29 protein-coding genes, 1 pseudogene and 1 riboswitch are annotated in these 26,527 nt (G+C 54.4%); of the genes and pseudogenes, 8 read left to right on the plus strand and 22 right to left on the minus strand.

The features are described 5' to 3' along the window. Positions 1-14: 14 nt before the first annotated feature. The 9 genes and pseudogenes from MKX63_RS01515 to MKX63_RS01555 form a co-directional block, all read right to left on the minus strand. On the minus strand, positions 15-2,231 hold the full coding sequence (locus MKX63_RS01515) for a glycosyltransferase family 39 protein (RefSeq protein WP_341014800.1): 2,217 nt from the start codon (positions 2,229-2,231) through the stop codon (positions 15-17). Positions 2,232-2,405: 174 nt separating this feature from the next. After that, entirely contained in the window at positions 2,406-2,951 is a 546-nt protein-coding gene (locus MKX63_RS01520; RefSeq protein WP_341014802.1) for a DUF1697 domain-containing protein, read from the minus strand. A gap of 41 nt (positions 2,952-2,992) precedes the next feature. After that, on the minus strand, positions 2,993-3,793 hold the full coding sequence (locus MKX63_RS01525; protein ID WP_341014804.1) for a phosphotransferase family protein: 801 nt from the start codon (positions 3,791-3,793) through the stop codon (positions 2,993-2,995). 15 nt (positions 3,794-3,808) lie between these two features. Beyond that, positions 3,809-4,105 (minus strand): annotated as a pseudogene (locus MKX63_RS01530) (antibiotic biosynthesis monooxygenase family protein). 14 nt (positions 4,106-4,119) lie between these two features. After that, positions 4,120-4,740 carry a hypothetical protein gene (locus tag MKX63_RS01535; RefSeq protein ID WP_341014805.1) on the minus strand — a complete coding sequence of 207 codons (621 nt, stop codon included), beginning with the start codon at positions 4,738-4,740 and terminating at the stop codon, positions 4,120-4,122. A gap of 121 nt (positions 4,741-4,861) precedes the next feature. After that, the gene (locus MKX63_RS01540) at positions 4,862-5,986 is read right to left on the minus strand and encodes a GerAB/ArcD/ProY family transporter (protein ID WP_341014806.1); all 1,125 of its coding nucleotides are present in this window, start codon (positions 5,984-5,986) and stop codon (positions 4,862-4,864) included. Positions 5,987-6,013: 27 nt separating this feature from the next. Continuing rightward, positions 6,014-6,217, minus strand: a complete 204-nt coding sequence (locus tag MKX63_RS01545) for a hypothetical protein (RefSeq protein ID WP_341014807.1) — start codon at positions 6,215-6,217, stop codon at positions 6,014-6,016. A 3-nt stretch (positions 6,218-6,220) separates the two neighbouring features. Then, entirely contained in the window at positions 6,221-7,459 is a 1,239-nt protein-coding gene (locus MKX63_RS01550; protein WP_341014809.1) for a Ger(x)C family spore germination protein, read from the minus strand. Further along, positions 7,375-8,922: a spore germination protein gene (locus MKX63_RS01555; RefSeq protein ID WP_341014810.1), complete on the minus strand. Its 1,548-nt coding sequence runs from the start codon at positions 8,920-8,922 to the stop codon at positions 7,375-7,377. The genes MKX63_RS01550 and MKX63_RS01555 overlap by 85 nt, the downstream gene beginning before the upstream one ends. A 279-nt stretch (positions 8,923-9,201) precedes the next feature. Between MKX63_RS01555 and MKX63_RS01560 the strand changes: the two genes are divergently transcribed. Beyond that, positions 9,202-9,567 carry an MGMT family protein gene (locus MKX63_RS01560; RefSeq protein WP_341014812.1) on the plus strand — a complete coding sequence of 122 codons (366 nt, stop codon included), beginning with the start codon at positions 9,202-9,204 and terminating at the stop codon, positions 9,565-9,567. Here the strand turns inward: MKX63_RS01560 and MKX63_RS01565 are convergent. Together MKX63_RS01565 and MKX63_RS01570 are read right to left on the minus strand one after the other, a co-directional pair. After that, positions 9,564-10,271: a DUF1361 domain-containing protein gene (locus MKX63_RS01565; RefSeq protein ID WP_341014813.1), complete on the minus strand. Its 708-nt coding sequence runs from the start codon at positions 10,269-10,271 to the stop codon at positions 9,564-9,566. The genes MKX63_RS01560 and MKX63_RS01565 overlap by 4 nt on opposite strands. A gap of 247 nt (positions 10,272-10,518) precedes the next feature. Next, the gene (locus MKX63_RS01570) at positions 10,519-10,830 is read right to left on the minus strand and encodes a nuclear transport factor 2 family protein (protein ID WP_341014814.1); all 312 of its coding nucleotides are present in this window, start codon (positions 10,828-10,830) and stop codon (positions 10,519-10,521) included. A 291-nt stretch (positions 10,831-11,121) separates the two neighbouring features. Between MKX63_RS01570 and MKX63_RS01575 the strand changes: the two genes are divergently transcribed. Continuing rightward, positions 11,122-11,433 carry an ArsR/SmtB family transcription factor gene (locus MKX63_RS01575; RefSeq protein ID WP_341018473.1) on the plus strand — a complete coding sequence of 104 codons (312 nt, stop codon included), beginning with the start codon at positions 11,122-11,124 and terminating at the stop codon, positions 11,431-11,433. A 114-nt stretch (positions 11,434-11,547) separates the two neighbouring features. Here MKX63_RS01575 and MKX63_RS01580 read toward each other — a convergent pair whose 3' ends face one another. From MKX63_RS01580 to MKX63_RS01610, 7 genes are all read right to left on the minus strand, one after another. Then, a complete protein-coding gene (locus tag MKX63_RS01580) occupies positions 11,548-13,326 on the minus strand; it encodes a SulP family inorganic anion transporter (protein WP_341014815.1) in 1,779 nt (592 codons plus the stop codon). 106 nt (positions 13,327-13,432) lie between these two features. Then, entirely contained in the window at positions 13,433-13,759 is a 327-nt protein-coding gene (locus MKX63_RS01585) for an ArsR/SmtB family transcription factor (protein WP_036700195.1), read from the minus strand. A 115-nt stretch (positions 13,760-13,874) separates the two neighbouring features. Then, positions 13,875-14,255 (minus strand): hypothetical protein, encoded by a 381-nt coding sequence (locus tag MKX63_RS01590; RefSeq protein ID WP_341014817.1) that lies wholly within the window; start codon positions 14,253-14,255, stop codon positions 13,875-13,877. Between the two features lie 68 nt (positions 14,256-14,323). Next, positions 14,324-15,952, minus strand: coding sequence for a phospholipase D-like domain-containing protein (locus tag MKX63_RS01595; RefSeq protein WP_341014818.1), 1,629 nt, complete (start codon positions 15,950-15,952; stop codon positions 14,324-14,326). A gap of 187 nt (positions 15,953-16,139) precedes the next feature. Next, entirely contained in the window at positions 16,140-16,436 is a 297-nt protein-coding gene (locus MKX63_RS01600; protein ID WP_209993686.1) for a putative quinol monooxygenase, read from the minus strand. A 30-nt stretch (positions 16,437-16,466) separates the two neighbouring features. Then, positions 16,467-17,102, minus strand: a complete 636-nt coding sequence (locus MKX63_RS01605; protein ID WP_341014819.1) for a nitroreductase family protein — start codon at positions 17,100-17,102, stop codon at positions 16,467-16,469. Between the two features lie 39 nt (positions 17,103-17,141). After that, complete coding sequence (locus MKX63_RS01610) at positions 17,142-17,570, minus strand: MarR family winged helix-turn-helix transcriptional regulator (RefSeq protein ID WP_341014820.1); 429 nt, start codon at positions 17,568-17,570, stop codon at positions 17,142-17,144. Positions 17,571-17,677: 107 nt separating this feature from the next. Between MKX63_RS01610 and MKX63_RS01615 the strand changes: the two genes are divergently transcribed. Next, on the plus strand, positions 17,678-18,460 hold the full coding sequence (locus MKX63_RS01615) for a carbon-nitrogen family hydrolase (RefSeq protein ID WP_341014821.1): 783 nt from the start codon (positions 17,678-17,680) through the stop codon (positions 18,458-18,460). Positions 18,461-18,962: 502 nt separating this feature from the next. On the opposite strand, the gene MKX63_RS01620 is transcribed toward MKX63_RS01615, so the two are convergent. Next, positions 18,963-19,886 carry a lipoate--protein ligase family protein gene (locus tag MKX63_RS01620; protein ID WP_341014822.1) on the minus strand — a complete coding sequence of 308 codons (924 nt, stop codon included), beginning with the start codon at positions 19,884-19,886 and terminating at the stop codon, positions 18,963-18,965. 224 nt (positions 19,887-20,110) lie between these two features. Here MKX63_RS01620 and MKX63_RS01625 point away from each other — a divergent pair, with 224 nt between their 5' ends. Beyond that, positions 20,111-21,010, plus strand: a complete 900-nt coding sequence (locus tag MKX63_RS01625) for a CHAD domain-containing protein (RefSeq protein WP_341014823.1) — start codon at positions 20,111-20,113, stop codon at positions 21,008-21,010. A gap of 97 nt (positions 21,011-21,107) precedes the next feature. Here the strand turns inward: MKX63_RS01625 and MKX63_RS01630 are convergent, their stop codons facing one another. Beyond that, positions 21,108-21,743: a ThuA domain-containing protein gene (locus MKX63_RS01630; protein WP_341014824.1), complete on the minus strand. Its 636-nt coding sequence runs from the start codon at positions 21,741-21,743 to the stop codon at positions 21,108-21,110. A gap of 48 nt (positions 21,744-21,791) precedes the next feature. Continuing rightward, entirely contained in the window at positions 21,792-22,562 is a 771-nt protein-coding gene (locus MKX63_RS01635) for an SDR family NAD(P)-dependent oxidoreductase (RefSeq protein WP_341018475.1), read from the minus strand. A 180-nt stretch (positions 22,563-22,742) separates the two neighbouring features. Between MKX63_RS01635 and ytxJ the strand changes: the two genes are divergently transcribed. From ytxJ to MKX63_RS01655, 4 genes are all read left to right on the plus strand, one after another. Then, positions 22,743-23,069: a bacillithiol system redox-active protein YtxJ gene (ytxJ, locus tag MKX63_RS01640; RefSeq protein WP_341014825.1), complete on the plus strand. Its 327-nt coding sequence runs from the start codon at positions 22,743-22,745 to the stop codon at positions 23,067-23,069. Further along, positions 23,066-23,308 carry a glutaredoxin family protein gene (locus tag MKX63_RS01645; RefSeq protein WP_341014826.1) on the plus strand — a complete coding sequence of 81 codons (243 nt, stop codon included), beginning with the start codon at positions 23,066-23,068 and terminating at the stop codon, positions 23,306-23,308. The genes ytxJ and MKX63_RS01645 overlap by 4 nt, the downstream gene beginning before the upstream one ends. A gap of 110 nt (positions 23,309-23,418) precedes the next feature. Continuing rightward, positions 23,419-24,750: a WD40 repeat domain-containing protein gene (locus MKX63_RS01650; protein ID WP_341014828.1), complete on the plus strand. Its 1,332-nt coding sequence runs from the start codon at positions 23,419-23,421 to the stop codon at positions 24,748-24,750. Positions 24,751-24,986: 236 nt separating this feature from the next. After that, positions 24,987-25,156: riboswitch (cyclic di-AMP (ydaO/yuaA leader) on the plus strand. Between the two features lie 135 nt (positions 25,157-25,291). Next, complete coding sequence (locus MKX63_RS01655) at positions 25,292-25,744, plus strand: hypothetical protein (RefSeq protein ID WP_341014830.1); 453 nt, start codon at positions 25,292-25,294, stop codon at positions 25,742-25,744. Between the two features lie 558 nt (positions 25,745-26,302). Here the strand turns inward: MKX63_RS01655 and MKX63_RS01660 are convergent. Continuing rightward, positions 26,303-26,509 (minus strand): hypothetical protein, encoded by a 207-nt coding sequence (locus MKX63_RS01660; RefSeq protein WP_341014831.1) that lies wholly within the window; start codon positions 26,507-26,509, stop codon positions 26,303-26,305. Positions 26,510-26,527: the final 18 nt, after the last annotated feature.

Genomic DNA, 26,527 nt, shown 5'->3' on the forward strand with positions numbered 1-26,527 from the left:
CCTGCCTCCGCAGGTTAGTTCAGGGTTATCTCATAAAGGGTTCCGGCATTGCCGCTGTTCTGCGTTCCCTGCCAGTCTGCGGCCGGAACCTCTGTGCCGTTCTTGGTGATCCATTCCGTAATCTCCGAACTGCCGCCTCTCATCCCGCCCATGCCTCCGCCGCTAACCAGGAAGTACTTCACTTGCCCGCTCTCTACAAGCTCCTTCAGGGTGTCCGGGGTGTAAGGTGTATCTGACGCATTGAAGCCGTTCAGGATAACAACATGCTCCCCTTCGTCGATGATATACGGGCCTGCTGTTCCATAATCCATCGCTGCGAACAGATATTTCTCGCCGGTATTATGCTCCTTGAGATAGCCCAGCAGAGACTCATTAATACCAGCGGCGTTATTTCTTCCCCCCATGCCGCCCATGTTGGGCATATTTGACATGCCCGGCATATTGGCTATGTCGGGCATGTTGCCCATTGCGCCCCTCCTGAAGGAGCTGCCGCTATCCGGTCCCGCTGCCGGCGTCATGCTGTTATTGCCATAGACAATCGGTGTGAATGCCCAGTAGAGCGGGCCAATCAGCAGCACCAGGAACCCTGTTACCGCAGCAGCATGTAACCAGGAATGCTTACCCCGTACCGCCTTCAGCAGCCGCAGAATGATTAGCACTACTGTCATTGCAATACCTGCTGCCAGTATGCCCGCGGACCACCCGCTGCCGATGGTATCGTCATACGGACGGATAATGTACACCTCAAGCGCCGTTGTAGCCAGCACAGCTGCGGGCAGCAACCAGGACAGCCAGGTCTTCCGCTCCTTATAGTAGCTCCAGAGCTGAGACCAGCCTGCACCTGCCAGCGCCGCCACCGGCGGAGCCATCATAATCAGATAGTACTGGTGGAAGAAGCCGGCGATGCTGAAGAATCCCATGACCGGAACCAGCCAGGCCAGCCAGAACAAGGCCTCCTTATGCTGCCCGGTAAAATTCCTGCGCCGCAGGCTGGCCAAGATCCCGATGCTGCCGAAGAGTACAAACGGCAGCAGCCAGCTCGCCTGGCCGGACAGCTCCTGCTGGAACAGCCGCAGCGGACCGGCTGTGCCTGTGTTGAACATGCCGCCACCGCCCATCCCGCCGCGTCCGTTCGGGCTTCCGAACCCGCCTGAGCCGCCGTTCGCTCCTTCTCCGCGCCGTCCGCCGTCCTGACTACCCGGCACCATTCCGCCACCGCGTCCGTCCTGGCCTGAAGCAGTCCCGCCGCTGTCACGGCTCTGATTGTCCCCGGCGGCGGAATCACGGCCGTTCATCATCCCTTGCCCGTCAGCGCCCCCTTGTCCGCCAGCTCCATCCATGGGCGGGAATTGGCCGCTTTCGTCCGGCATTTCCCCGTTCATTTCTGGCATGGCGCCACCGCCAAAGCCACCGAAGCCGCCCCCACCGCCGCCAGTACTTCGGTCGCCGGTCAACCGGGATACCCCGTTATAGCCAAAAGCCAGGTTAAGCACAGAGTTGGTGCCGCTGCTGCCGATGTATGGTCGCTTATCCGCCGGAATGGAGTCCACAATGACCGCCCAGGACAGAGACACTGCCAGCAGTACAGCGGTGCAAGCGGCAAGGGTGCCGGCTTTCTTTTTCCAGTTCACCTTGGCTGCAAGAAGATAGAATAGATAGAAGGCCGGAAGAACCATATAAGCCTGCAGCATCTTCTCATTGAAGGCGACACCGATGAGCCCGAAGGCTGCCAGCAGGCTGCCAAGCCGGTGGGTCCGGGTGCCTCGGAAGAGAAACCATGCCGCCAGCAGCAGTGTGAATACCAGCAGCGCATCAATATTGTTCGTCCGGCTTACCGCCGCTGCTACAGGAGTAGCGGCCATAACAAGCGCTGCAAGCCGTGCCGCCGCCCGTCCGAAGGTTGGCTTCATCAGCAGGTAGACTAATAGTACCGAGCCCATGCCGCCCAGCACCTGCGGCAGAATGACACTCCAGCCATGCAGGCCGAAGACAAGCGCGCTTAAGGTCTGTATCCAGAAGGTTACCGGCGGCTTATCGACCGTTACAGAACCTGCTGAATCCAGGGAAGCGAAGAAGAAGTTATGAAAGCTCTGCAGCATGCTGCCTACTGCGGTTGTATAGTACGTATTGGCATATTGGTCATTCCAGATTCCGTATCCGTACAGGACGGCTGCCAGCAGCATAATCATTAGCAGGACAACATCGGTACCCGGCCTCTTCAGTAATTTCATCGTTTGATCCACTCCGATTCGTTCATTTCTTAGGTGTATTATGGCATCCGTACCTTAACCCGTAATGAATGCCCGCTGAATGTTTGCTGAACGTGCCGGAAGCAAGGGACAGCATGACAAATACCCCACCAGGAGATTATCCCAGCGGGGTATTTGGTAGAGCTACTATTTCCTTTACGGCTTACGGGCCAGCGCTGCTACCTTGTTCAGGGTGTTCCAGTTGCGCGCGGTAAGCGCCGTTCCCAGCAGCTTGTCGAACGGCACCTTGAACAGCGGCGACTCGCTTACACTCACTTCATAGAGGGCATATAGCTCCCTACCGATCACCCGCAGCTTATCGGCTCCATTCTCATAGGGGCGGAGCTTCTCCAGCGCTTCAGCGGCTGGCTCCGCTGCCAGAAACGAGACGTACAGGCGCTTGTAGGCTTCCGGTTCACTCTGCGGGAACGGATTGCCGGCAATCACCGCCTCCAGTTCCTCCAGAGACCGGATCATCACCGGAACCTCAAAGCCGAAGGTCTCCTGAATCTTCCCGCTAATCATCTCCGCCAGCCCGCCGCCGGTTAATGCTTCACTCTCAAATATAACATTGCCGCTCTGGATGTAGGTGCGTACATTCCTGAATGGAAGCGTCCCTAGGGTGGCCTTCAGATCCTGCATTTTGATCACTTTGTTGCCGCCGACATTGATGCCGCGCAACCATGCAATGTATGTATTCATCTGTGTTCCGCCTTCCCAAGTACAATCTGTTACCCGCAGGTCTATGCTCTCAGGCGTCTGCGGATCTCACGGACCAGCAGCTCCTTCTCGGGAACCGGAAGGCCTTCTACCAGCCGTGCCGCCGCTACCGGCAGTATCCACGCTTCGATCTCCGCAAGCGTCAAGCCTGACAGCTTCAGATACCTGCCGACATATTGGGCGGTCAGCCGTTTTCTGGCGAAACCCAGGAACCCCTTAGCGAACACGGAAGCCTGCGGAGGCATGGCCCCGATACTGAACATGATTACTGACCGTGCCACATCTGCCGCAGGATTGCCGCGGACGCCGGTCATCCAGTCAATGACCCATAGCTTATCGTCCATCAGGATATTATCCGGGTGGAAATCGCCATGGCATAGCTTGTCCCCGTCCGGCAGCCGGGCAAGCCGGGACAGAATCTGTGTTTTCTCGTCTGTCTCAAGCATGGGTGCGGCGATAATATGCTGCTCCAGGCGCTTCTTCTGCGCCCCGGCTTCGCCCATGCCACCCAGCTGATGGAGGCTGTAATGCAGGCCGGCCATCTGTTTGAAGCCGCTGAAGTTCAGCCAGGGCTTCCGGTTCATCTGCTGCAGCAGGGTAGGACCGGCGATCTGCTGATATAGAATTCCCTGTCTACCCTCTACAACTACCCGCTCATGGGGCTGCGGAGTAGCAACACCTTGTTCATAGACCCATTTACTGATGCGGTATTCCAAGTCCACATGCCCTTCCGGAACATCCTCGCGGTACAGCTTAAGAATTGTCTCTTCCCCGTACTCGAGCACTTCAGCCGTTCTGCCTTGACCGATTACCTTCCCCTGCATATCGTACCCTCTCCACTAATCCAGACTAACCTTCGTATAATGCTCTACTATAGGAAAAGGGCTGTAATAATGATGCAGCAGCGCCTTCCACTCCTGATACTGGGGCGATTCCCTGAAGCCTACGGTATGATCCTCCAGGCTGCGCCATCTGACGATCAGCAGATACTTGTGGTCATCTTCCATGCAGTGTTGAAGCTCATGGCCCAAATACCCGTCAATCGAAGCAATCAGCGGGGAAGCCTCCCTGAAGTCTGCTCGAAGGAATCAGTCTGAACCCGGCTTTACCTGCAGCATTGCCGCTTCTGTAATCATGCTCCCATCTCCTTTTATAGTGAATCCCGGAAAAACTCATGATAGAAATTAATAATAACCAGCAGCACAGCCAGCGATTCGTTGACGCTATCCACTTCCAGCGCATGATTGGCATCGTCAATTCTGTAGACCCTTACCTGCTTCATGCTGCTAAGCTCAGCAGGATGCTGCCCGGTGAACATCGGGTCACTTCCGCCGTAAATTACACTGCCTTGGCTCTGCCTGATGAACGGAAGGCTCTCGGGAACAGGCGTAAGAAACAGATGCGAGACCTTCTCGCCCATTCCAGGCTCCGACGCCGCCTTACCGGCAATAATCGTGCCCATACTCTTACTGATGAACAGGAACTGCTCGTAGTCGGGAAGCGAAGCAAGCGCAATCTTGCATTCCTCGGCAACAATATCAATCTCTTCGCGCTTAAAGGCTACTCTGGCAGCCTGATATCCGTATTCGAGCAGCAGCAGGTCACAGCCGTATTCCCGAGCCAGCTTGCCTGCATAATCCAGCAGCGGCCGCTCGGCGGAATAATTCTGTCCCGGAAACACCACGGCCAGCACCTTGGAGCCTTGCGTAATAAGCTTATGTCTGACCTCTCTGCCCCAATGTGAGGACATTACAATGCTTGATACGCTCATCTATAATCCACGCCTTTCTTACCTGTTCTATGAGATTCTCTCTTGCCTCTCATTATAGCTAACTTCAGCACAGGTTGAAAACCGGACAGCCCCACAGGGCGGGTCTGAAGATGGCGCCACTCTATGAACCATCCGGCTGCTGCTCTGGAAGAGCCTTGTGAATGCTGCTCCTTTTGCGGACAACAAGCTCAGCTGTAAGCCACAGCAGCACAGGAATCACCACTTCGAACGGAAGGGCATATACCTTGTAGATGTGATACGCGAACTCTTCCATTTCCATAATATTGGAATAGATGAAGTCCGACAGATAGATCATGATCAGTCCCATCTGCAGCACTACAGACCGGTAGCTCCCAAGCTTGAATACCTTCGCTACCCCGTTACAGGTTACATACAGACACAGACTGACCTTGACGAAGAGCGCGGTAACAAACACAATGGCCGCCGAGCCCTCGATCCTCGTAACGAAATCGCCGATATTTATCCGGCTGACCGCCACATAAGAGGGGAAGTACAGACCGGACAGAATATCAGGACCCAGCATCAGCAGATTGCGCAGTGTAATCATAATAATGATCCCCCCGGCAATCAGTGTGCTGCTGACCAGCACCCGCTTGGCAGAGCCCTTGGCCGGAATGGCGCTGAACGCGCCCAGGAAGACTACAATCTCGGCAAAAGGGAAGGTGAACGAGCCAGCTGTATCTGCAAGAATAAGGCCAAATCTGGTATGGAGCAGCGGCTTCAGATGATGGTACTCAAACTTGGGTACAGAGAGCAGTTGTAGGACCACAATTACAATCAGCGAGAAGAGCAGCAGGAATTTGGCGCTTCTTCCAAGCACCTCAATCCCGGCATGGACCACCCAGATACAGAGCAGGCCAATCATAAGCATGGGTGCGAGCATCGGAGTTGCAGTTAAAGCCACGGTCTTGCTGAACTCCCCGAAATTACGCAGCACCAGCGCTCCCAGATGTAAAGCATACCAGATATACAGACAACAGAGCATCCGTCCCAGGACGGAGCCGAACACTGCAATCAACATATCATACAGATCCTTGCCCGGAAACAGGACATGGAGTCTCGCATAGATCAGCATAAGCGGAAGGGCCAGCATAATCGCCAGCAGTTGGGCAATCCAGCTGCTGTTGCCGGATTGTGACGAGGTGCCCAGGAACAGGGAAGCGCCGGTGATAAATAATACAGCGATGCTGATCGACTGGCCAGCCGGGATAATCTCTTTGCTCACACTCTCCTCCTCCTTCAGTGTCACGCGCTAATATAACCTTTTGATCCAATCCACAAACAGCGGGGACGGACTGGGTATCTCCCAGCTCATCGAGAGTGCGAAGGCCAGCGCGAAGGAGATCAGGTACAGGGCAGAGCAGACCAGGAAATCCCGTTTCATTCCCTTCTTCCGCAGCCCATATGGATCAATGACAGCGATCAAGGCATAGATCAACACCACGTAAATAACCATAGCTTAATCCCCCAGCCGGATGGCCCGCGATGTCTTGGCACTGCTCTGTATCGTCACCTTGGACTTGACGTTCACTTCAAGACCGGCAAAGACCTCTGGCCAGTGATCCTTCACCTCCGCCCAGAGCTTGGGCTGGTTCTCGTACAGGCTCTCGCCAAAGCCAAAAATATCAGCGTCATATTGCTGCTGCATCTTATGAACTAACGTAAGAATATCTGCCTGCAGCTCCTCAGCCGCCCTTTGCTCAATATCATGAATCGTCTCATTTTGTAAGAATCCGTCCGTGGTCATCACCTCATCCAGCCCTGTCTTGGTTTCCGTTCGAATCTCCATCCGAAGCCTGCCATCTACCATTTGGTGCTTCAGCTTGGTCTGATTGGAGACAATCTCCAGGGAATACGCCGGGTTCCCCCGCTTATCATCCACAACCAGCACCCCTCCCTGCAGTACATTTTTGATCATAAGCATCGTCTTCGTCTCATCGCCGCTCAGTTTGCCCACCATCCGGTCCTTCAAGAATAAGGCGGTGCCTGCCACCCTCTCGCTCCTCTCACCATTTTTCCGGTGAATATGAATGATTGGGGCCGTTGCATTAATCCCCGAAGTCTCCAGCTTGTCAATGAAATCCCAGATCTCCACAGCCGGAGCGATGTTCGTATACTTCTCGTCACGCATCATCTGGGCCAATTCAAAAGACAGGATCGCTTCCGTGGTACTGTTCAGATTGAGCACCTCGCGGGCCGTCTTCTCTCCTGACACGAAGATGAACACATCTGAACGGGTCTCCGTGTCCCGGCTGTACCAGTCAATGACTTTCACCAGCCCCTCTCTGGCGGCTTCCTCACTGATGATTATGGCCTTGGCATGACTCCAGAACAGCTTCTTGCCGGTCATAGAGATCATATTGCGGACGATTTCAAACATCGTATTCCCGCTGAGGCTGACCATTTTATAGCCCGCCTGAGCCTTGTCGGCTGCCCCGCCAGTATCTACGATCTCTGCTGTAAGCAGCAGCTTCCCATCCTCATCCTTATCAATGGCCACCCCGGCTACAATCGCCATATCATCCACCTCGGCATAATTCCAGCAGCCGGTGAGTCCCAGGCTCAGCAGCAGCAGTAGCGAGATCAGAGAGGCCCCCCCTCTTCGCAGAGACCTCATGACCGCTTCGCCGGTCTTTTCGGCGGCTTCCGTCTCCGGTTGCGCATTCCAATCATCGCCGGCCGCAGATTCATATCCCACCAGGGGGCACGGATCGTTGTATCCTTAATATCCTGCGGGCGGATCGAGCCGACTCCCAGCATGTAAGAGACCCCGAAGGAGCGCAGACTCATCAGATGAATGACCAGACCGAGCAGACCGAAGAAATATCCGTAGAGACCGAGGAAAAAGGTGGCGCCCAGCAGCGCCAGTCTGGCGATGATCAGCGGGCCGGTCAGCCTTGGATTCAGCAGAGTCGTTATCCCTGTCAAGCCCACCACGATGACCATCGGCGCACTGACAATCCGTGCATCCACAGCAGCCTGGCCCAGCACCAGCGCTCCGACAATGCTTACCGCCTGCCCAATCGAAGTCGGTATCCGCGCCCCCGCTTCCCGCAGCACCTCGAAGATGGTCAACATAAGCAGGGCTTCAACTATGGTTGGAAACGGCACCGATTGCCTCGCAGTCGCAATGCTTAGCAGCAGCAGAGTGGGGACCATCTCCTGGGCATAGGTCACGAGGGCAATATACCCGGCCGGGATACTGATCGACATGAAGGCGCCCATCACTCGAAGCACACGGTTAAACGATGCAAAATAATAATTGATATAATAATCCTCGCTGGCCTGGAAGTTCTCTACGAATACATAAGGGACAGTCAGCGCAAAAGGAGTGCCTTCGATAAGAACCGCAACCCGGCCCTCCAGGATTTTGCTTACCAGTGTGTCCGGCCGCTCGGTATTTCCGACAGTTTCAAACGGAGAGTACGGCTCGTCACGGATCAGCTCGGACAAATAACCCGTATCCAGAATCAGATCAAGCTCCACCTTCTCCAGCCTGTCATACAGCTCCTTAATAATGGCAGGAGAGGTCAGGCTCTCCATATAGCAGATACAGGTCTGTGTCCTGCTGCGTGTTCCGATTTGCGTGAATTCAAATTTCAGATCCGGGTCCTGCACTCTGCGGCGGATCAGGGTCAGATTGACAAGCAGCGATTCGGTGAACCCCTCACGGGGGCCGCGCACTGCTTTTTCTGTAGTAGGCTCTTCTATCGCTCTGGAATCCCATCCCTGAACATTGATAACCAGCCCTCCGGCATAGCCATCAAGGAGCAGCACCGCCTTCCCGCTGACGACCGCTCCGATCAATCCCTCCAGCTCCCCGGTGGCCGTGACATCAGGCGTATCAATAACGGTCATCCGGATTCTTTCCATCAGAACTTTGGGGTCCCGGTACTCTTCTTCTGCGGGCTGGTAAGCAAGTACCGGCTTGATGATCCCTGTTTGAATCAGATTCCGGTCTACCATTCCATCGACATAGATTAATCCGCAGCGGACGGGAGCTCCCTGGCTATTCTCTATGATCCTTACTCTCAGTGTCCCGTCGTTATTGAAAATCTTCCGCAGCCGTTCCACCGTCTCCTCCAGCAAAGGGCTTAGCGGAGGATGCGCGGACAGGGTACCGGCAGCTTCACTGTTCAGTGCAGGATGCTTGTTCTTCACCGCTCTCACTCCTGTCAGAGATCTATTGCTCTGATTATCCCCCGTCTCTCTAACTCCTATTCGCCAGAATTTGCTGGATAAAAGAGCAGAAGCCGCCCGCCCTTGAACGGCACAGCAAGTAAGCCCGCTCTGTAACAGAGGGGCCGGCTTATGCCAAGCTTCATATAAGATCGTCAGTTGCTGCTCCACTAGTGCCAAAGCTCCTTACAGCAGCCGCTTTATGTTATGGTTAGTACAGTATGTTATTAGCAGAGAACGAACAATAAAGGAGCCTGTAAGATGACACCATTCACGCAAAAGGTTATCCTCATCATTCAATCGATCCCGGAAGGCTCCGTCATGACCTACGGCGGAATTGCCCGGGCAGCCGGAAGCCCCCGGGCAGCACGGCAGGTCGTGCGCATTCTGCACTCCATGAGCAGGAAGTACAAACTGCCGTGGCACAGGGTCATCAACGCCAAAGGCATGATCTCGCTCACCGAAGACGAATCCGCCTCCCTGCAGCGGCTGTACTTAACCGGAGAGGGCATTGTCTTTGATGAACGGGGGGTGGTTGACCTGGACCGCTACCAGTATATTCCTGCTCTTGAGCTGGACATGGAACTGGAGCTTCCGGCTGACTCCGGCGATGAAGGGGAAGCTTAACCTGCCTTCCTCCTGCCCTCGGAATAACTCCTGCGGCTCCCGCCCGCCAGCCCGTTCAGCAGGCAATACATCGTGGCATAGATCACCAGCAGCACAAAGGCGATGAACAGGCTGAAGAACACAGACTGCCGGTTCAGACTGTCCATGACCAGCCGGTAGAGCTGATGGCGGTCCGTCAGCACATCCCAGCTGTTCAGCCGGTAGACTCTGCCGAGCAGGACGCCGTAGCCGCCCATGACACAGGCGAACAGAACGAATATCCATGAGAGCAGCATGTTGCTTTTGCGGTAGATCACGTGCTGGAACTGGTACAGGGAGAAGAAGCCGGTCAGCCAGCCGCTCCAGGTGAACAGGAGGAGGGTGGTCAGATCATACCAGTACCGGTTCTGGATCGTTCCGCCAACGATATACTTGCTTTTGCGGACGGTCAGATGGATCAGATCAGTCATAATATAAGGCGCATTCGGAAAAAACAGCAGCCAGGCTACGCCCAGCGGCAGAATCAGCAGTCCCCCGATCTTCCGCTTATCCAGCTCATGCGCGGCCATGGAGAAGAAGAACGGCACCCAGGCCAGAAACAGATTCCAGAGCAGAAAGGCATAGAACGTATCCGTCTGCAGCGAAACTACCCGGTACACCGCAAGCGTTGCCCCCGTCATAGCAGCCAGAAGGATGAAGACCTTGGTATAATTCAGTTCTTTCATGAAGGATAATCCCCTTACCTTGATATAGTCGAATGATGTAATTGTACAAATATGGGGCAGGAGTGTCCAATATGGGAGGGTTTAATACGGGAGGGTTCACGGGGAATCTGGTGACAATTGGACAAGACATAATAAAACCGGCGGGAAATTTACGTCTGTAAATTCCCCGCCGGTTTTTGCTTTGAGCTAATTTGTTACTGCCTAACCGCAGGCTTATGCAGCAACCCTCATATGAATTACTTTTCGCTTACGAATTATATTGACTGTACTCATCCTCAGTCGTCTGCACGTTCTTCAGATACGTAATCTGCCCCATATCATTCACACGCATAATATCTATACCCGCCTTCGCATAGACCGTGCCATCGGCAGCTTGTCCGCATACTGCCCAGTTGGTCAGGTAGCTGCCGTCAGGCTGAAGTACCCATGCGTCCCACATATGTTTAATGTCTTTGTTATGTTCATAAAAAGTCTTAATCACTATCTCGAATCCTGTGCGGCTTCTCCCGCCCGACACAATTTCAGCATCCGGCGTGAACAGTGACAATAAGTCTTGCATAGCCCGATCGTCGGTGCGAGAGGCATCATACAAACGGAAATAGTTATTTAACATGGTTATGTTCTTATCCGTGTGTTGAGCGTTAGTGGTATTACCGGCAGTTGTTGTGTTAGACATTTTGTTACCTCCTGAAGTTTCTGTAGTGTTATACTTAGTCGGGTTTTATAGTTCGAATATTTTCGAACTATTCAACACAAGAAGAACTATATCACACTTCTAAAGCAACGTAAATGATAATTCGAAAATTATCGAACATTGAAAGAAGATATTGAATATGCTAGTATCTACCTTATGAGACATTTACCGATACCTGCAGTTTCAGAGATGCATCTGACCACGGTCTGTAATGCATTAGGTGACCCGTTGCGCATGAAGATTGCCTATTGTTTAGCCAGTTCTGGCGAGAGACACTGCTCCGCTTTTGAAGTCGACCACATCTCAAAATCAACATTGTCCCACCACGTTAAAATGCTTCGTGAAGCTGGAATTATCCAGCCGCGCATAGAAGGCAAACAACACTTTTATTCGCTCAGAAAAGATGATTTAAATACCCGTTTCCCAGGTCTGGTCGATATGATTCTGCACACAGGAGACTTAGGATAATATAGGATACAGTGGGGACATGTATAGTAAACGACAAAGAAATCGCTCCTTTGGGGATGGAAGGTGACCCTCCATTGTACCAAAAAGGCGATTTCTTTGTGCTGATTATAAGGGTTATACCCCGCCGCTCAGCTTGCGGGCCACTGCCGGAGTGCGGCCCTTGAAAGCAGCGCTGCGCGAAGAAGATTCCTCCAGCCCCGAGAGGGCGCTGCATTCTCTGAAGGCCGCATGCGCGCAGCCCCGGCAACGGCTGGGATTCACGCTGCCCAGCGCATCATTGATCGCTTCGCCGGTATGATCATAGAACTGTGAGGCACCGATCCGGTCATACAGTCCTGTTCTCTTCAGCAGCTCCAGCGGCTGGCTCTGGATACCTGAGATCATCAGCCTGCCGCCTGCCGCCTGCAATTCCTTCACCAGTGCTGCCAGATTAGCCTCGCCTGTCGTATCCATCAGCGGCACCTTGCCCATGCGCAGCAGGATAAGCTTAGGCTGATCCGGGCCGAGCCCGGGCATGGTGTGGTCGAAGCGGTAAGCGGCTCCGAAGAACAGCGGTCCCTCCACATTGTAGATTCCGATCTGCGGACAGTCGTGGCTCTCGGTTACCATATGGGCCTCAACCTTGACGGAAGACGGGTCAGGCAGCACCTTGGAGATTCTGTGTACCTCGCCCATACGCTTCACGAAGAGGACAACAGCCAGAATCAGCCCCACCTCAACCGCCACGGTCAGATCGGCGAATACCGTCAGCAGGAAGGTAATCGCCAGCACCAGCGAATCCCCGGTCTTCAGCTTCAGCAGGTGGAGGAATTCCTTGCGTTCACTCATATTCCAGGCTACGACCATCAGAATCGGGGCCATCGCTGCCAGCGGAATGCTGGAGGCGTACGGGGCGAACAGCAGCAGGATCAGGAACACGACCACGCCGTGAATGATCCCGGATAGTGGAGAAGCGGCACCGCTGCGGATATTGGTAGCGGTTCTGGCAATCGCACCCGTAGCCGGTATCCCGCCGAAGAGCGGCGCAGCGATATTGGCGACCCCCTGGCCGATTAGCTCCCGGTTGCTGTCATGGCGTGTGCCCGACATGCCGTCGGCCACGACTGCGGAGAGCAGCGACTCAATGGCCCCCAGCAGCGCAATGACAAAGGCCGGACGGATCAGCAGCTTGATTTTCTCCCACGTAATGACCGGGAAGTGAAAGCTAGGGAGTGTATTCGGAATATCTCCGTAGGCAGAGCCGATGGTCGTCACCTTGCCGCTGAAGAACAGGGCAGCGATAACCGTGGCACACAACAGTCCGAACAGAGAACCCGGCACCTTCGGGGCAAACCGCAACCCCAGCACCACTACGGCGAGGCATATCCCCGCAGTCAGAATACTGTACAGATTGATGGTCGCGAGATGCGCACCGATCTCCTTCATATTGTCGATAAAGCTCTCATGCCGCTTCATATCCCTCAGGCCAAGGAAGTTCGCAATCTGCCCGCTGAAAATAATAACGGCAATCCCGGCCGTGAAGCCGATCGTCACCGGCTTCGGAATGAACTTAATCAATACCCCCAGCCGCAGAACACCCATCAAGACAAGAATCACCCCGGCCATCATTCCGGCAATCAGCAGATTCTCATACCCGTACTGCATGGCAATAGCGAACAAAATAGGAATGAATGCACCCGTAGGCCCGCCAATCTGAAATCTGGACCCGCCGAATAAGGAAATCAGTATTCCGGCCACAATGGTTGTATAAATTCCGTACTCCGGCTTCACACCGGAAGCAATAGCAAATGCCATCCCGAGCGGGATGGCAATAACGCCGACGATTGTCCCTGAAATGATATCTTTGCGCAGCGAAGCAATGTTATAGCCTTTGAATCGGCCCCACCCTGTCATCCTATAACCTTCTTTTCTCTGAATATCTGATTATTTGAATATAATACCCACATTACTCCTGCCCGCTGCTCTTGTCAACGGGGTAATCCGCCCCCGGAAGCCGGGGTTATTCGCTGCGGATGCCTTCAAGCAGGGAAATGGTACTCACCAGATGATTGTCGAAAATCTGTCTGGCTACAGCCAGAAGCTCCTTGATCAGAGGATCACGGAGAGCATAGATGACAGTGGTCCCTTCCTTGACGCTGGTGACCACATTTTTGGCCCGGAGGACGGCCAGCTGCTGGGATACCGCAGAGCCCTCGGAGCCCAGGATCGCCTGCAGCTCGTTCACATTCTTCTCGCCTTCGCTAAGCAGCTCCAGAATCCGAATTCGCATCGGGTGAGCCAGCGCCTTGAAGAATTCCGTCTTAAATTGTTGAATATCGCTGTTCATCAGACTTCTGCTCCTTATGCTGTTACTTGTTTCAATCTATATATATTAGCGCATTTGCCTGAAGGTGGCTATGCCGGGGCAGGAAATCGTTCGTAAGCCGGGGGGCCTGCGGCCCTTACAGATTCACGGGATACAGCCTCGCTTCACGGGTCCTCAGCTCAACGAACCCGCCCAGTGCCATGGGTTCACCCAGACATTCGAACATAATTAGGTCGCGGCCGATCCGCAGATAACCCGCGCCGTCCTCCTCAATATTTTCCAGAACGCCCGTCAGGATAACCGTGTCTCCCTCGATACGCAGGCCGAAAGAACCGCCCGGAGCCGGCACAATATCGACCCAGCTCATGAACAGCGCCGGCAGCTCCCATTCAGCTTCCCAGACCTCTCCCGTCTGTACAGGCGGCCCGCACCAGATGGCTCTGGCTTCCCCCCACTCCGCTGCCGCGAATCTGATTTCCCCGGTCCGGGGGCCTTGTCCAAGAATGTGTATGTTCATCTTCATTAGCTCCATCTTCGTTCATTGGTATAACGTCATTATACATGACCGGACGTAGGATGAGGATATCAGGTGTAGTTCTGCGTTGCTTTATTCAGATACGTGCTGGGATGCAGCCAGGGATGCTTGAAGAACTCGTGTTTATCGGTGATCTTGCGGGAGACGCTGAGGTCATAATCAATCATGCGCTTCACCTTCTCCGCGAGCTTTCTGCCCTTCACCAGCAGGCCCAGCTCATAATCATGGCAGGCACTCCGTTCATTAATATTGTAAGAGCCGTGAAATACCGCCTGCGCTCTGTGGTCGTAGATGATTTTCCAGTGGGAGAAGTGTTCTGTCGCACTATAATCATAGAAGGATACGCCGTTACAAAAGGGGATGTACATATTGCTGCGCACCGCCGCCCGGTTCGTCGGATGGTCATTAACCTCCAGCGGATTGCAAATGACAAGATGGCTGGCTTGCTCCGGCCCCACCTCACCCAGCCGGTTCCAGAAGGCCTGATCGATCAGATACGGATTTACAATAAGAGTCTCATCCGCCGCATAGGTGATCACATCCAGAATATACTGCTGAATCAGATTCACCGGGTTGCCGGGAAAGCTCGCGAAGAGCGTACACTCCTCCTCCCCGAACGCATAGTCCACCGCAGGACGATAGAAGGGTGACGCAAGGTCAAAGTGATCTCCCCCAAGCAGCAGCCATCTGGAGTGAAAAACAGCGTTCAGCGACTGGGCCACAGCCCCCTGAATGCGGAAGCAGCCGTCATGCCATTCCTCTTCCTTGACAGGGATACCTAGCGGGCGTCCATCCACCTGCTGATCCGGGGATTCCTTAATGGGAGTGGCAAAGGTATACTGGTCCCCGATATTCAGACTGCCGATAACGGAAGTTATTCCGTCTATGATCATGAATTTGCGGTGGTCAATCACATTCAGTCCGGTCACCTCCACATCCTCTTGAACCTTATCCTGCAGAAAAAGGATGCTCTCAGGCACGCCCTGCGACTTCAGCACCTTGCGCTTCGCAGCCCATTCCTCCGCACCGTAATAGGAGTGGAAGGTATCCAGGAGCTTCGCACCCGCCTGCTCCAGACGCCCGGCAATGCCGGAGAATTGCCCCACCTCCAGATTCTGTCCGTATCCAAGCGCAGTGACCGTATAATTCACCATGATTCTGACCTGGACCCCGCGCTCAAGCGCATGAAGCAGCTCATCCGCGATAAGGTTCCCCGAATGGTCGTTGAAGAAAAGCATCACGGATAGATGAATATAACTTTCAGCCTTGCGGATCTCGCCGAGCAGCATGTCCAGACATTGCGGCCCGTTCACATAAGGATCTACCCGGTTATGCCGGGTGGTCTGCGGGGCCAGGGCTCTGAGCTTGCCGGAATCGAGTCCCGCTACTGTATCCGCAAGCTGATCAAGCCATTCCTGGCTTATACCCGGCAGCTGCCTGAGCTGCTGCATATCCGTTATGACGCCCCCGCATTCCTGGCGGTAAGCGCGCGCAGCATCACTTTGCAAAAGAGGGGCAAACGCCGGCTCAGCCTCCTCCGTGCCTTCGGTCAGCGAGGCCAGGGAGCCGCCCGAAATATGATAATTCACGTAGTCTATTAGATCCTGCTGGAGCTGCTTGTCCTGGTCCGCAGCAGCAGGAATTGAGGTTAACCGGTGATTGTTATGTACACTTGTCATGCTGTCTTCATCTCCTTCGTTCTTCCCGCGCCTTGTATCGCCAGCAAATGACAAGTCAAGTCAGGGTAAGGTAAGATACCCGGCTTGCAGGTTTTATAAACGGCATAACCTCTTGCAAAATCCCCCCACAAAACAAAAAAAGGATGCCGCAGCAGTCATTAGACTGCCGGGGCATCCCCGGATTCCATTATTTGCTCAATTCCTCAGCGCTGTACACCTTAACATCAAGCGGCGCGGTCAGGAACTCGCCCGCTTTGGCGGCGAAGCCGGTGAAGTGAGGACTTGTGTTGTGAGCGGCAACGGCGGCCTGGTCACGCCAGGTCTCAACCATAATATATAGACTTCCGTCTGCTGCATGCTTATACAGCTCGTAGGACAAGTTCCCTTCTTCTTCGTGCGTGGCAGCAATCAGCGGCTTCGCTGTGGCCAGGAACTCTTCCTCCCGTGCAGGATTCACATGAAGCAGCGCATGGATAATTAACATTGACGTATTCCTCCTAAGTTAGGCTTGGGCTTATTTCCACTGGGCGATCTTGTCGATTGGCAGACGGACGGAGGCGTAGCCTTCATCCATCGCTTTGCCGATCGAGATCAGCATAACCGGAATGTAGCGTTCTTTGTCCATACCGAACACTTCAGCAATTTGATCCTTTTCAAATCCGCCGATGGCATTGGTGTCATATCCGTGTGCGCGGGCAACCAGCATCAGTTGCATGGAGACCAGACCGCCGTCAATCATCACAGTCTCTCTGTTAATATCGGCCGGCAGATTGGCGAAGTGGGGGCCTAGAGCGGCCATTTGTCTTTCTTTAACTTCAGCAGGCATAAGGCCGCGTTCTACTGCAGTTCCGAAGATTTCCTCAGCATAATCGAAGTTCTTCAAATCACCGAATACAGCAATCATGGCTGCAGAGGTTTCAACTTGAAGCTGGTTGAACTTGGCAATAGGAGCCAGCTTGGCTTTCGCTTCCGGACTTTCGATGATCACAAAACGCCAAGGCTGCATATTCACGGATGAAGGAGCCAGCGTAGCTTCTGTAAGAATCTCTGTCATTTCCTCTTTGCTGATTTTAACCGATGGATCATATTTGCGGATCGAGCGACGTCCTGTAATAATGCTGGTGAAATCATTGTTTTTGGTAGTGTTCATGTGAAATTGCTCCTTTATGGGTTTGATTATAGGTTACGGCTACAGTACATTGATATTATGCCGCAGCCGGGTAAGCATCTCTGCGAGCACCGTGCGCTCCTGTTCGTTGAATCCTTTCAGCAGATCGCTGATGAACTCAGTCTTGCTCTCCCAGTAGTCATGGATATGATCGCGGCCCTGACCGGTCAGGGAGACAAGCGTCACCCGGTTATCGGATGGATTATTGCGGCGGGCAATCATCCCGTTCTCTTCAAGTCCCTTCAGATGGCGGGTAACTGCTGCTGCGTCGATTTCCAGAAGCTTTTGCAGTGCAATCTGACTGATCTCGGAAGTCCGGTACAGCTCTTGCAGCAGCCTGAAGCGGGTTGGCGTCATGCCGGCGCAGCGCTCGAATTTGGGACCGATGTCTTTGTGCAGGGCCTGCAGCAGTTGAAAAATCTTATGTTCATCCGGCTGAACTTTGCTCAAGATTAACCCCCTCACGCAAGTAAATTGTGCAAAACCTTTTCGACAAAACATACTTTACACCGAATTCATTGACCCGTCAACTAATAATTTTTGGTGGAGGCTGCTGTATGAAAATAGCCCTGATTCAGCTTGATATAGCATTCGGCAAACCGGAGGTAAATTATGCTGCCGCCGGGCGCAAAATTCGCGAGGCTGCCGCTGGACGGCCGGACTGCATTATTCTTCCCGAGCTATGGACAACAGGATATGATCTGACCCGGCTGGGCGAAATCGCTGACCCCCGCGGACATACCACCGGCGCCTTGATGTCAGGTCTGGCCCGGGAATACGGCGTGAATATCGTTGCCGGCTCCATTGCCGTCAGGCAGGAGAACGGCGGTATTACGAACAGTATGTATGTCTTCAACCGCAGCGGGGCGTGCATGGGCGAGTATAGCAAGCTGCATCTGTTCAAGCTGATGGAGGAGCATCTCTACCTCCAGCCCGGCGGTGCGAAAGGACTGTTCACGCTGGACGGCATTCTCTGTGCCGGGCTGATCTGCTACGACATCCGGTTTCCGGAATGGGTCCGGGTCCATATGGCGGGAGGGGCCGAGATCCTGTTCATCAGCGCCGAATGGCCGTTGCCCCGCCTCGCCCACTGGCGCGCGCTGCTGATCAGCCGGGCGATTGAGAACCAGTGCTACGTGGTCGCCTGCAACCGGGCAGGCGCCGATCCGGCGAATACCTTCGCCGGGCATTCCCTGATCATCGACCCGTGGGGCGAGATTGTGAGCGAAGCCTCCGGCGGCGAAGAGATCCTCTGCGGCGAGCTTGACCTCGCCCGTGTCCATGAGGTACGGGAGCAAATCCCGGTCTTTGCGGACCGGCGTCCGGACTTGTATATGTAGGTGGGGGTGGTATGCGCACCCCGACTTGTACATTGTATGCTGTTTTTAGCATGCATTCGGGCCGCTCGCACCCCGACCTGCACATTGTATGCTGTTTTCCGCATACGTTCGGGCCGCGTGCACACCAGCCTGCACATTGTATGCTGTTTTCCGCATACGTTCGGGCCGCGTGCACACCAGCCTGCACATTGTATGCTGTTTTCCGCATACGTTCGGGCCGCACAAACCCCAACTTCCCCATTGTATGCTGTTTTTCGCATACATTTGCCCCACGAGCTTCCGGGAAGCCGAATGTGATCGAAAAACCGATTACATTTGCCCCACGCGCCTCCGCCACGCCGAATGTGATCGGTTTTTCGATTACATTTGCCCCACGCGCTTCCGGCACGCCGAATGTGATCGGTTTTTCGATTACATTCGGGCCGCGCGCACCCCAGCCTGCCCATTGTATGCTGTTTTCAGCATACAGCCCGCCACCAGCTGCCGCCAGAAGCCGCCCGCCTCAGCGGGCGTACCTCTCGCGCAGCATACGCGCTGCTTCAAGCACCTGCGGGTCGCTGTACCGCAGGCTGTAGCCTGTCTTCTGCTGCAGCAGCTCCGCAGGCAGCAGGCGGGTTCCCCGGCCGGCAAGCGCCTGCCGGATACCTGCGGTGAATTCGGCCGCCGAAGACGGGCCGCCAAGCTCTGCGAGCGCGCCGATGGTCTCCGGCCGCACGCGCGGATAGTCCAGGGAAGCACCGCCGTCCGCTGCATCCTGATAGAAACGGCGGACGAGCTCTCCGCGCGCGCGCCCCGAGCCGGACACAATCACGAACGCGTGGACGAAGTACGCGCTGCTCTGTCTGCGCTGGGCGATGCCGCAGAACTTGCGGCCGCCGATCGCCAGGTCGAAGTCACCGGGGCAATACGACCCGATGACTTCCTCCGCCCGGATCTGCGCCGCTGCCTGCGGATAGCCCGCCGCTACCGCTTCGGTAATGACCGAAGCCAGCAGCCGGAAATCATCGTGGAAGTCCAGCTTGCCCGCAGGCTTCGGCAGCAGCAGGGACACGTTGATGACTCCCGCATCCAGCGGCACCGCAGCCCCGCCCGAATGGCGGACTGCCGTACGGATGCCCTGCTGCTCCAGCACCTGCATCGCCTCTGCTGCGCGGGGCAGCTTGCTGTCCCGCAGCCCCAGTGCGACCCCGCCGGGGTGGCTCCAGAGATGCAGCACCGGCGGGACCCTCCCGGCCCCGACATCCCGGCACAGCACCTCTTCAAAAGCGAACGGAATCAGCATATCCTCCGCAGATGCCCCTCCTCCTTTCCCCCCCTCTCTCCCTTCTTCCCCAGCCTCACCGCCGGTATGTGTGAAGAGGACCATCTGCTCCGGCAGCCTTCCCGCCGCCCCGTTCTCCAGTACATCATAAGGTTCACTCTGCATGCTGATTCCCCTTTCTATCTATAAGACCTGCGCTGATCTTAACTCCGTTAACTATTCACATTGTAACCGATCTCTCCCCGCACCGTACAACCGCCAGCGTATGCCCGTACAAATTTGAAATGGCGGAGCGAACCCGTTATCCTTAATGTAGTACAGAAGAATATACCAGCCATAAGATTCGCGCATAAGCTCATGCTATAGACAACCTCTAGGAGTGATGCTGCATGACAACCGAACCACAGGCAAAGGACAGGCAACTAAGTAAATCCAGGCAATGGGAACAGGCCATGAATAAGCTGTACATTAATTTTCAGGACTACAGCAAGGATGCACGGAAAGGATTCAACGATGAGGATATTCATCAGGCCAGAGTCAATAGCCGCAAGCTGCTGACCCTGTTGTCTATTCTTGATCCGGGCCATACTGCAACAGCAGACTTGTACGACAGCTTCAAGCAAGCCCAGAAGAAGCTCGGCAGAGTCCGTGATGCAGATGTGCTGATCGGGTCATTTGAGGCCCGGCGCAAGGCAGCGAAGGCGGCGGGCGATAAGAAGACTGCCAAGCTGCTGAAGGCGGTAATCGAACACCAGAAGGATACATGGAAGACCGCGCGCAAGAAGCTGAAGAAGGCACTGCCCAAGCTGTCCGGCCAAGCGCTCGAAGCGCTGTGGACATCTTTTATCAATACCGGGCTAGAACCCCTCGCTGCCAAAAAAGACGCCAATGTCGCCATGCGTGAGCTTGAAGTCGCCTTTGAACAGAAGAAAAAAGCCTGCAAAACCCTGTTCAAGGGTCCGGCAGCCGAATCTCAGGAAGCCTTCGAAGCCCTGCATGAGCTGCGGATCGCCGCTAAGGAACTGCGGTATACGGCGAATGCGGCTGCTTTTGCGCTGGATCAGAAATTCCACGCCCATGAAGCCTTCTATAAGGACATTCAGGAACAGCTCGGACTCATTAATGACAAGCGGGTATGGCTGGAGACGCTGCAATCGATTGGACGCGAAGAACTGGATGTCGGCAAAAAAGTCTGGGCCGCCTTCACCGGTGCGCTGCGGGCAGAGGTACTGGAGGCTCTTCATCAGAACGAGGTCATCCCTGTTGCTGATGCTGAACCCCTGAAATAAGGCATCATAGCTGATCATCCCATACATCATATACACAAAGGCAGGACGCCGCATGTTATCCAAGCGGTATCCTGCCTTTTACCGTTAACGACACGCACTATAGCATTCCGGCAGCCCACAATCCGCCTCTGCGGATCATCCGGCGCAGCGGCTCTGAGGAGAAGGAAGGCAAATGGTGCCCAGGCATCAGATAGACCACCCGTCCTTCGCCGAAGGGATGGCACCATGCCGCCGGTCTCATCGCCCCGTCATGCGGATATTCGGCCAGCACCGTTGTCTTGAAGTGGGGATGCTGCTCGAAATAGTAAGGCTCGTCCTCTATCACAAAATCAGAGACCCCCTGCATAATCGAGTGCTCCGGCGTTGCCACCTTCATCTGCAGCGCTGAGAATGCCGGATGGTGGGTGAACCGGGCACCAAGCATCGCCCCAAGCTCCTGATTGCGCTGCAGGGATATGCCGTTGTGCACGACAAGCAGCCCGCCGCCGCCAGCCACATAAGCAAGCAGGGCCCCGCTCTGTGCAGGGGGTATCTGCTCCTCGGAGAACTCCGTATAGGAGATCACCAGGCTGCACTCTGCCAGCTCTGCCCGGTTCATCCGTCCATAATCCTCCGTAGAGACCACCTGGAGCTCAGGCTCAAGGAGCTGCTCCAGTTCACGGTCCACTCCCTCGAAGGGATGATACTTCACTTCGGTATAGCTGCCGAACGCCAGTGCTTTGTATGAAGACATGATGTACACACCTCTCTTTTGCCAAGATAGCCTGTCTGAATGTTCGTATCACCAGGGCCAGAGATTGCCGTCCAGATCGATATAAGCCGGTTCTTCAGCCAGATACATCTTATGGTTATGAACGATCGTCATAATCTTGCCTGCTGATTCTTCAGGAGTTACAGACGCCTGCGCATCCTTCTCCCCGTTCATATAGGTCTGTAGCCAGCCGGGATGGAAGACCAGCACTTGTCCGCCCATCGCACGCAGATGATTGTGCAGCAGCGAAGACTGCATATTAAGCGCGGCCTTGGACATACAATAGCCATACATATTGATCCGCTTGTTCCGTCCGATGCTTCCGGCCTCCGACGAGATATTAACCACCAGACGCTGGCGGCCTTGCAGCAGTAAGCCCATTAATGCATTACTTACCCTCAGCGCACCCAGCGTGTTCACGTTATAGATCTCCGCCATCGCTTCATCATCCATATCCACGAGCACCGTTGCATCATCCGACCGGTGGATAATCCCCGCGTTATTGACTATCATATCAAGGTGCCCTGTACTTCCGGCAATACTCCGTGCCGCCTCCTTTACGCTCCCTGCATTGCCGATATCAAGAGGGACCATCCTCAGGCTATCCGGGTATTGCGCTTTCAAAGCTTCAAGTAGCGCAAGGTCCGGCAAATACTGTCCGGCAAACACCATGTACTTACTCTCCAAAAGAGATCGAACGAGGCACAATCCCAGTCCACGGTCAGCACCGGTAACACAAGCAACCCTTTTCATGAGCTCCCCCCTCATATCTGCATGATTATGCACCGAGCCTAGGTTCATCCCTCTCACATTAGCATGGCCTGAGGCCGTTAACAACATCCTGCAAGGGAGGGGCGGGCTAAGCTGAACTTTATTTTTGCTTTAATTTTGAACTATGCTACAATCAAGATTAATAGTTGTTAACAACACAATTGTTGACAACAGGTTTCATTAACTCTTACCCAGGAAGGTGATCCTCCGATGTCTATTCAACAAATTCACACTAAGGAAGAATTACAGCAATATATCGGGCAGCCTGGCAAAAAACTGCTCTTCAAGCACAGCACCACCTGCCCGATCAGCGCCAAGGCCAACGAGGAATTCCAGGCCTATGCACAGCATTCAGATACTCCTGCCGCCGTTGTCCATGTAATCGAAGACCGTCCTGTCTCCAATCAGATTGCTGAGGATTTCGGAATCAAGCATGAATCCCCGCAAATCTTCCTGCTGGAGGACAGCCAAGTCCGCTGGAACACCTCACACTGGAAGATTACCCAAAAAGCGATAAAGGAAGCAGTGGAACAATGAGCGGGAACGTAATTGTCTACTCGACCTCCGGTTGCAGCGAATGCAATCAGGTCAAGCAGCTGCTGGAGAGCAAAGGCATTCCCTTCGAGGTGCGGGATGTGATGACAAGCTCCGTCTATCAGGAGGAAGTGGAGAAGCTGGGCTTCATGGGCATTCCGGTCACCGTATCCGGGGACCGGGCAGTCAAGGGCTTCAATCTTCCTGAGCTCCAGGAGCTTATGGATGCTGCTGTTCTGTAATATACACAAAGGTGCTGTCCTCTCAACAGGAGCAGCACCTTTTTTTTGCGATTCATTGATGTAAAATATGTATATTTATATATATCTGGAGGAACAGGAGGACTGATTAATTGAACTGGCTACAAGATGAGCAGGCCGCCAAATGGCGTGAAGAAGGACAGCGTTATGCGAGCGACGTCAATCAATTCGTACATAAGGGACTGACTGAAGGCTGGGACAAGGCGGGAGATGAACCCGTAGAGGATACACGCGGGGCCCTCGCCGCCACAATCTATAAGATGATTCGGGGAGCTAATGAGCATGGTGAAATTGCTGAGCTGCGGGCGCAATTGCCGGCGGCAACGTGGCCGCTCTCCGGCCACTTTCAGAAGGAGATGCAGGCGGTTCGCGGTATCCATTTCATCAGTGATGATGCTGTGGTGTTCAGCATAGGCTCACCCTGGGAGAAGAATGCAGTTGTGGCTGTGTATAAGGATGTTATTTCCGTATTCGACGAGTTTAGCCTGGTTGGGGCATCTCCTGATAATCAGTTCTATGCGCTCGCCGGAACTCAAGGCATTACCATTATGCAATCCATGAACAGCGAGTTGCAGGGAGAGGTCGTTGCCGAGCTTTCATGGCGTGAGCTAAATGGAACGATTCAAGCGCTGGACCCGGACTTTACTGTTTTGAACTTAGACAGCCTGGACCAGGAGTTACCCTTGGAGGAGATCATTCCTTTTAACGGGGGCGGGGCGTTATTGCTTGTTACGAGCCAGGGAATTTTCCTGGTCCAGCAAGCGCTGGATAAGCCCTGGGAGGTGAAGCTGCTGCATCCTGATCTCGAAGAATATAAAGCAGATGAGATGGAGCATATTGAAATTGACATGCCGCATGGTGCCGTCTCACCGGACGGAAGATGGATTGCCTACGGCAGCCAGGGCAGCGACCATCTTTTATATGACACAACTTCAGGACAGGTTCACTTATTCAATCCGGAATCGAGCTACCCGCACTATACTATATTTACGAAGGACCAGCATAGCGTATGGTACAATGCCTGCCACTTCTATAATGGCGTTACCCTCGCCGTGTCCCTTGAAGATGCGGAAGCAGGCAAGCTTCTGCCAGATCAGGAATATCCGCTTGTCAACGAGGAGGCCCGGGTATATGCGGCGGCAGCGCTGAAGGACGGTGTTGTCATTGGCGACGCCTATGGCTACTTGACGCTCATTGACCTAGAGGGGCGGGAGCTGTGGCGTTATTATGCCGGAAGCACTATATCAGGCTTAGCTGTCAATGCGGATGAGACATTGCTGGCCGTGGGGACTTATGGAGGGATGCTGCATTTCCTGGACCTTCATGCCACCGAGCGTAGCGGCTATGAGATTACAACAGGAGCCGTTCGTGAGGTGAAGCGGATTATTGCCTGGAAGAATCAGAAGGTTCCGCTGTGGTGGTAGTCTAATACAAGGGGCCTTCATCCCCACCGCCGTCTGCCAAAAATAAAAAACAGCGCTTGAGCGAGATAAATGGCGGATAATCTGCTACATATAGGTGTTTTGGCTTTCCTATGCGCAGCTATTCAGGCATTTGCTGAAAACAAGGCGAATAGCACTCTTTTCCATTTTTACAAACCCCCTCCGAAGAGAGTATGATTCGTGTTGAAAGCAAATGAATGCATTCATGAAAATGAGCATATGCATGCACGCTGAATTTCCGTCATGTGGAAAACGGGGGAACCATCCGGCCGTCAGGCCGACTTGGGGTGAATCCGAAGGAGAATGCCACGCGCAGGTCTCCGGCAGGTAGGGCGACTCTCACCGTCCGAATCCGACAGCTAACCTCGTAAGCGTAAGGAGAGAGTCCTGATCCGCCAAGCTTTTGTGCCAGGCGTCTTACGCCCTGTTACCCACAACCGCAGGCAGAGGTCCTCCTCTGCCTGCGGTTTTTTGCGCGCTGGAATGAACTGCACAGTATAGATTCTGAAAGGAACGTGACCACATGCCTGACCCCTTACCGCCCAAACTGACAGCTGCTGCCGGGTTCAACCACTACACCCAGCAATATAGCGGTCCCGTCTATGCGCTTAGCTGCCTGCTGCTGGACAAAGGCGCCCGCGCCGAACAAGCAACCACCGCCACCTTCGCTGCCCTCCATCCACTGTGGCTGAAGGGCAGCCTCACTGGAGACAGCGCTGCTGCGTCTGCTTACAGAGAGTGCATCCGCCAATGTGCCGCGCTCGCGCGGAACCATAGCCGCTCCGCTTCTGTGCTCAACTGGGACGATCACGTTGCCAGTGCCTTATGGTACGGCATCCAGCTCCCCTTGCCCGACATCAGCCAGATCCTGGAGTGCAGCATCCCCGAGCTGAAGGCCCGGCTTAGAGGAATACGCGAACAGATGGCAGCCGCACATTCGGCCTTGCCTGCGGTCCACCGCCCTTCGGCGGGATGAGACTGGGAATAACGCGGGATTCGTGGGATACAGGAATGAGTGCGGCGGAACGAGTTGGCTGTGGCGGAATTAGGATACGGATGCGGCAGAAGGAGTCTGATGTGGCGGAATCAGGATACGGATGCGGCAGAAGGAGTCTGATGTGGCGGGCGGGCTGCGGACTACAAATCCGCTATTTCGGCAAATGAGACTGTTCTGAAGTCCATGCGGACTGAGAGGCGCTTAATTAACCCATTCTGCCTCATTTGGCGCTCCAAACAGCCCGTTAACGTCCTCTCAGTCCGCAACGGGGAGATAATCGGTCTTTTTCACAAAATAAAGGCCTCTGAGTCCGCCTACAAAACAAAATCCGCCCCTCAAAATGGGGCTCTGGCTTCGATGATGACTGAGGTACTTTGCGGGACCCCACAGCATATCAAAAAAAGCCGCAGCATCCGCCGCGACTTAGTCCTTGACTCTCAGCGCCATCACGCACCCATACTGTGCCTGGCTCACCTTTCATAGCTCAACCATCCCATGAACCGATCCTGTCTCCGCCAACTGTTCAGTACATAGAACTCAGCTCTTGCCTTTCCCGCTCTTACCACCCTTGCCGCCCTTGGCAAACCGCCAAAAAGCCATACAGCAGCCGAGTAATCCGGCTCCCAGCATTAGGGTCTGTAACGCCCCCAGCCATGTCGACTGATCCGAGGGGATCAAGCTGCTGACAATAATGAGCAGGATAGAGGCCCCAACCAGCATTGGGGTTTGTCTGCTTTTCTTCACAACCATTCACCACTCCTG

Origin of the sequence: Paenibacillus sp. FSL R7-0179, assembly GCF_038002265.1 — a bacterium.
In the GTDB taxonomy this organism is placed as follows: Bacteria; Bacillota; Bacilli; order Paenibacillales; family Paenibacillaceae; genus Paenibacillus_AQ.

Excerpts from the sequence above, each read along its gene's own strand:
- MKX63_RS01605 (WP_341014819.1), bottom strand. The coding sequence starts at position 17,102 with ATGAACACTACCAAAAACAATGATTTCACCAGCATTATTACAGGACGT.
- MKX63_RS01590 (WP_341014817.1), bottom strand. The coding sequence starts at position 14,255 with ATGAACATACACATTCTTGGACAAGGCCCCCGGACCGGGGAAATCAGA.
- MKX63_RS01600 (WP_209993686.1), bottom strand. The coding sequence starts at position 16,436 with ATGTTAATTATCCATGCGCTGCTTCATGTGAATCCTGCACGGGAGGAA.
- MKX63_RS01520 (WP_341014802.1), bottom strand. The coding sequence starts at position 2,951 with ATGAATACATACATTGCATGGTTGCGCGGCATCAATGTCGGCGGCAAC.
- MKX63_RS01535 (WP_341014805.1), bottom strand. The coding sequence starts at position 4,740 with ATGAGCGTATCAAGCATTGTAATGTCCTCACATTGGGGCAGAGAGGTC.
- MKX63_RS01620 (WP_341014822.1), bottom strand. The coding sequence starts at position 19,886 with ATGCAGAGTGAACCTTATGATGTACTGGAGAACGGGGCGGCGGGAAGG.
- MKX63_RS01515 (WP_341014800.1), bottom strand. The coding sequence starts at position 2,231 with ATGAAATTACTGAAGAGGCCGGGTACCGATGTTGTCCTGCTAATGATT.
- MKX63_RS01545 (WP_341014807.1), bottom strand. The coding sequence starts at position 6,217 with ATGGTTATTTACGTGGTGTTGATCTATGCCTTGATCGCTGTCATTGAT.
- MKX63_RS01625 (WP_341014823.1), top strand. The coding sequence starts at position 20,111 with ATGACAACCGAACCACAGGCAAAGGACAGGCAACTAAGTAAATCCAGG.
- MKX63_RS01615 (WP_341014821.1), top strand. The coding sequence starts at position 17,678 with ATGAAAATAGCCCTGATTCAGCTTGATATAGCATTCGGCAAACCGGAG.
- MKX63_RS01585 (WP_036700195.1), bottom strand. The coding sequence starts at position 13,759 with ATGAACAGCGATATTCAACAATTTAAGACGGAATTCTTCAAGGCGCTG.
- MKX63_RS01580 (WP_341014815.1), bottom strand. The coding sequence starts at position 13,326 with ATGACAGGGTGGGGCCGATTCAAAGGCTATAACATTGCTTCGCTGCGC.
- MKX63_RS01525 (WP_341014804.1), bottom strand. The coding sequence starts at position 3,793 with ATGCAGGGGAAGGTAATCGGTCAAGGCAGAACGGCTGAAGTGCTCGAG.
- MKX63_RS01630 (WP_341014824.1), bottom strand. The coding sequence starts at position 21,743 with ATGTCTTCATACAAAGCACTGGCGTTCGGCAGCTATACCGAAGTGAAG.
- MKX63_RS01575 (WP_341018473.1), top strand. The coding sequence starts at position 11,122 with ATGAGACATTTACCGATACCTGCAGTTTCAGAGATGCATCTGACCACG.
- MKX63_RS01560 (WP_341014812.1), top strand. The coding sequence starts at position 9,202 with ATGACACCATTCACGCAAAAGGTTATCCTCATCATTCAATCGATCCCG.
- MKX63_RS01570 (WP_341014814.1), bottom strand. The coding sequence starts at position 10,830 with ATGCAAGACTTATTGTCACTGTTCACGCCGGATGCTGAAATTGTGTCG.
- MKX63_RS01565 (WP_341014813.1), bottom strand. The coding sequence starts at position 10,271 with ATGAAAGAACTGAATTATACCAAGGTCTTCATCCTTCTGGCTGCTATG.
- MKX63_RS01655 (WP_341014830.1), top strand. The coding sequence starts at position 25,292 with ATGCCTGACCCCTTACCGCCCAAACTGACAGCTGCTGCCGGGTTCAAC.
- MKX63_RS01635 (WP_341018475.1), bottom strand. The coding sequence starts at position 22,562 with ATGAACCTAGGCTCGGTGCATAATCATGCAGATATGAGGGGGGAGCTC.
- ytxJ (WP_341014825.1), top strand. The coding sequence starts at position 22,743 with ATGTCTATTCAACAAATTCACACTAAGGAAGAATTACAGCAATATATC.
- MKX63_RS01645 (WP_341014826.1), top strand. The coding sequence starts at position 23,066 with ATGAGCGGGAACGTAATTGTCTACTCGACCTCCGGTTGCAGCGAATGC.
- MKX63_RS01595 (WP_341014818.1), bottom strand. The coding sequence starts at position 15,952 with ATGACAAGTGTACATAACAATCACCGGTTAACCTCAATTCCTGCTGCT.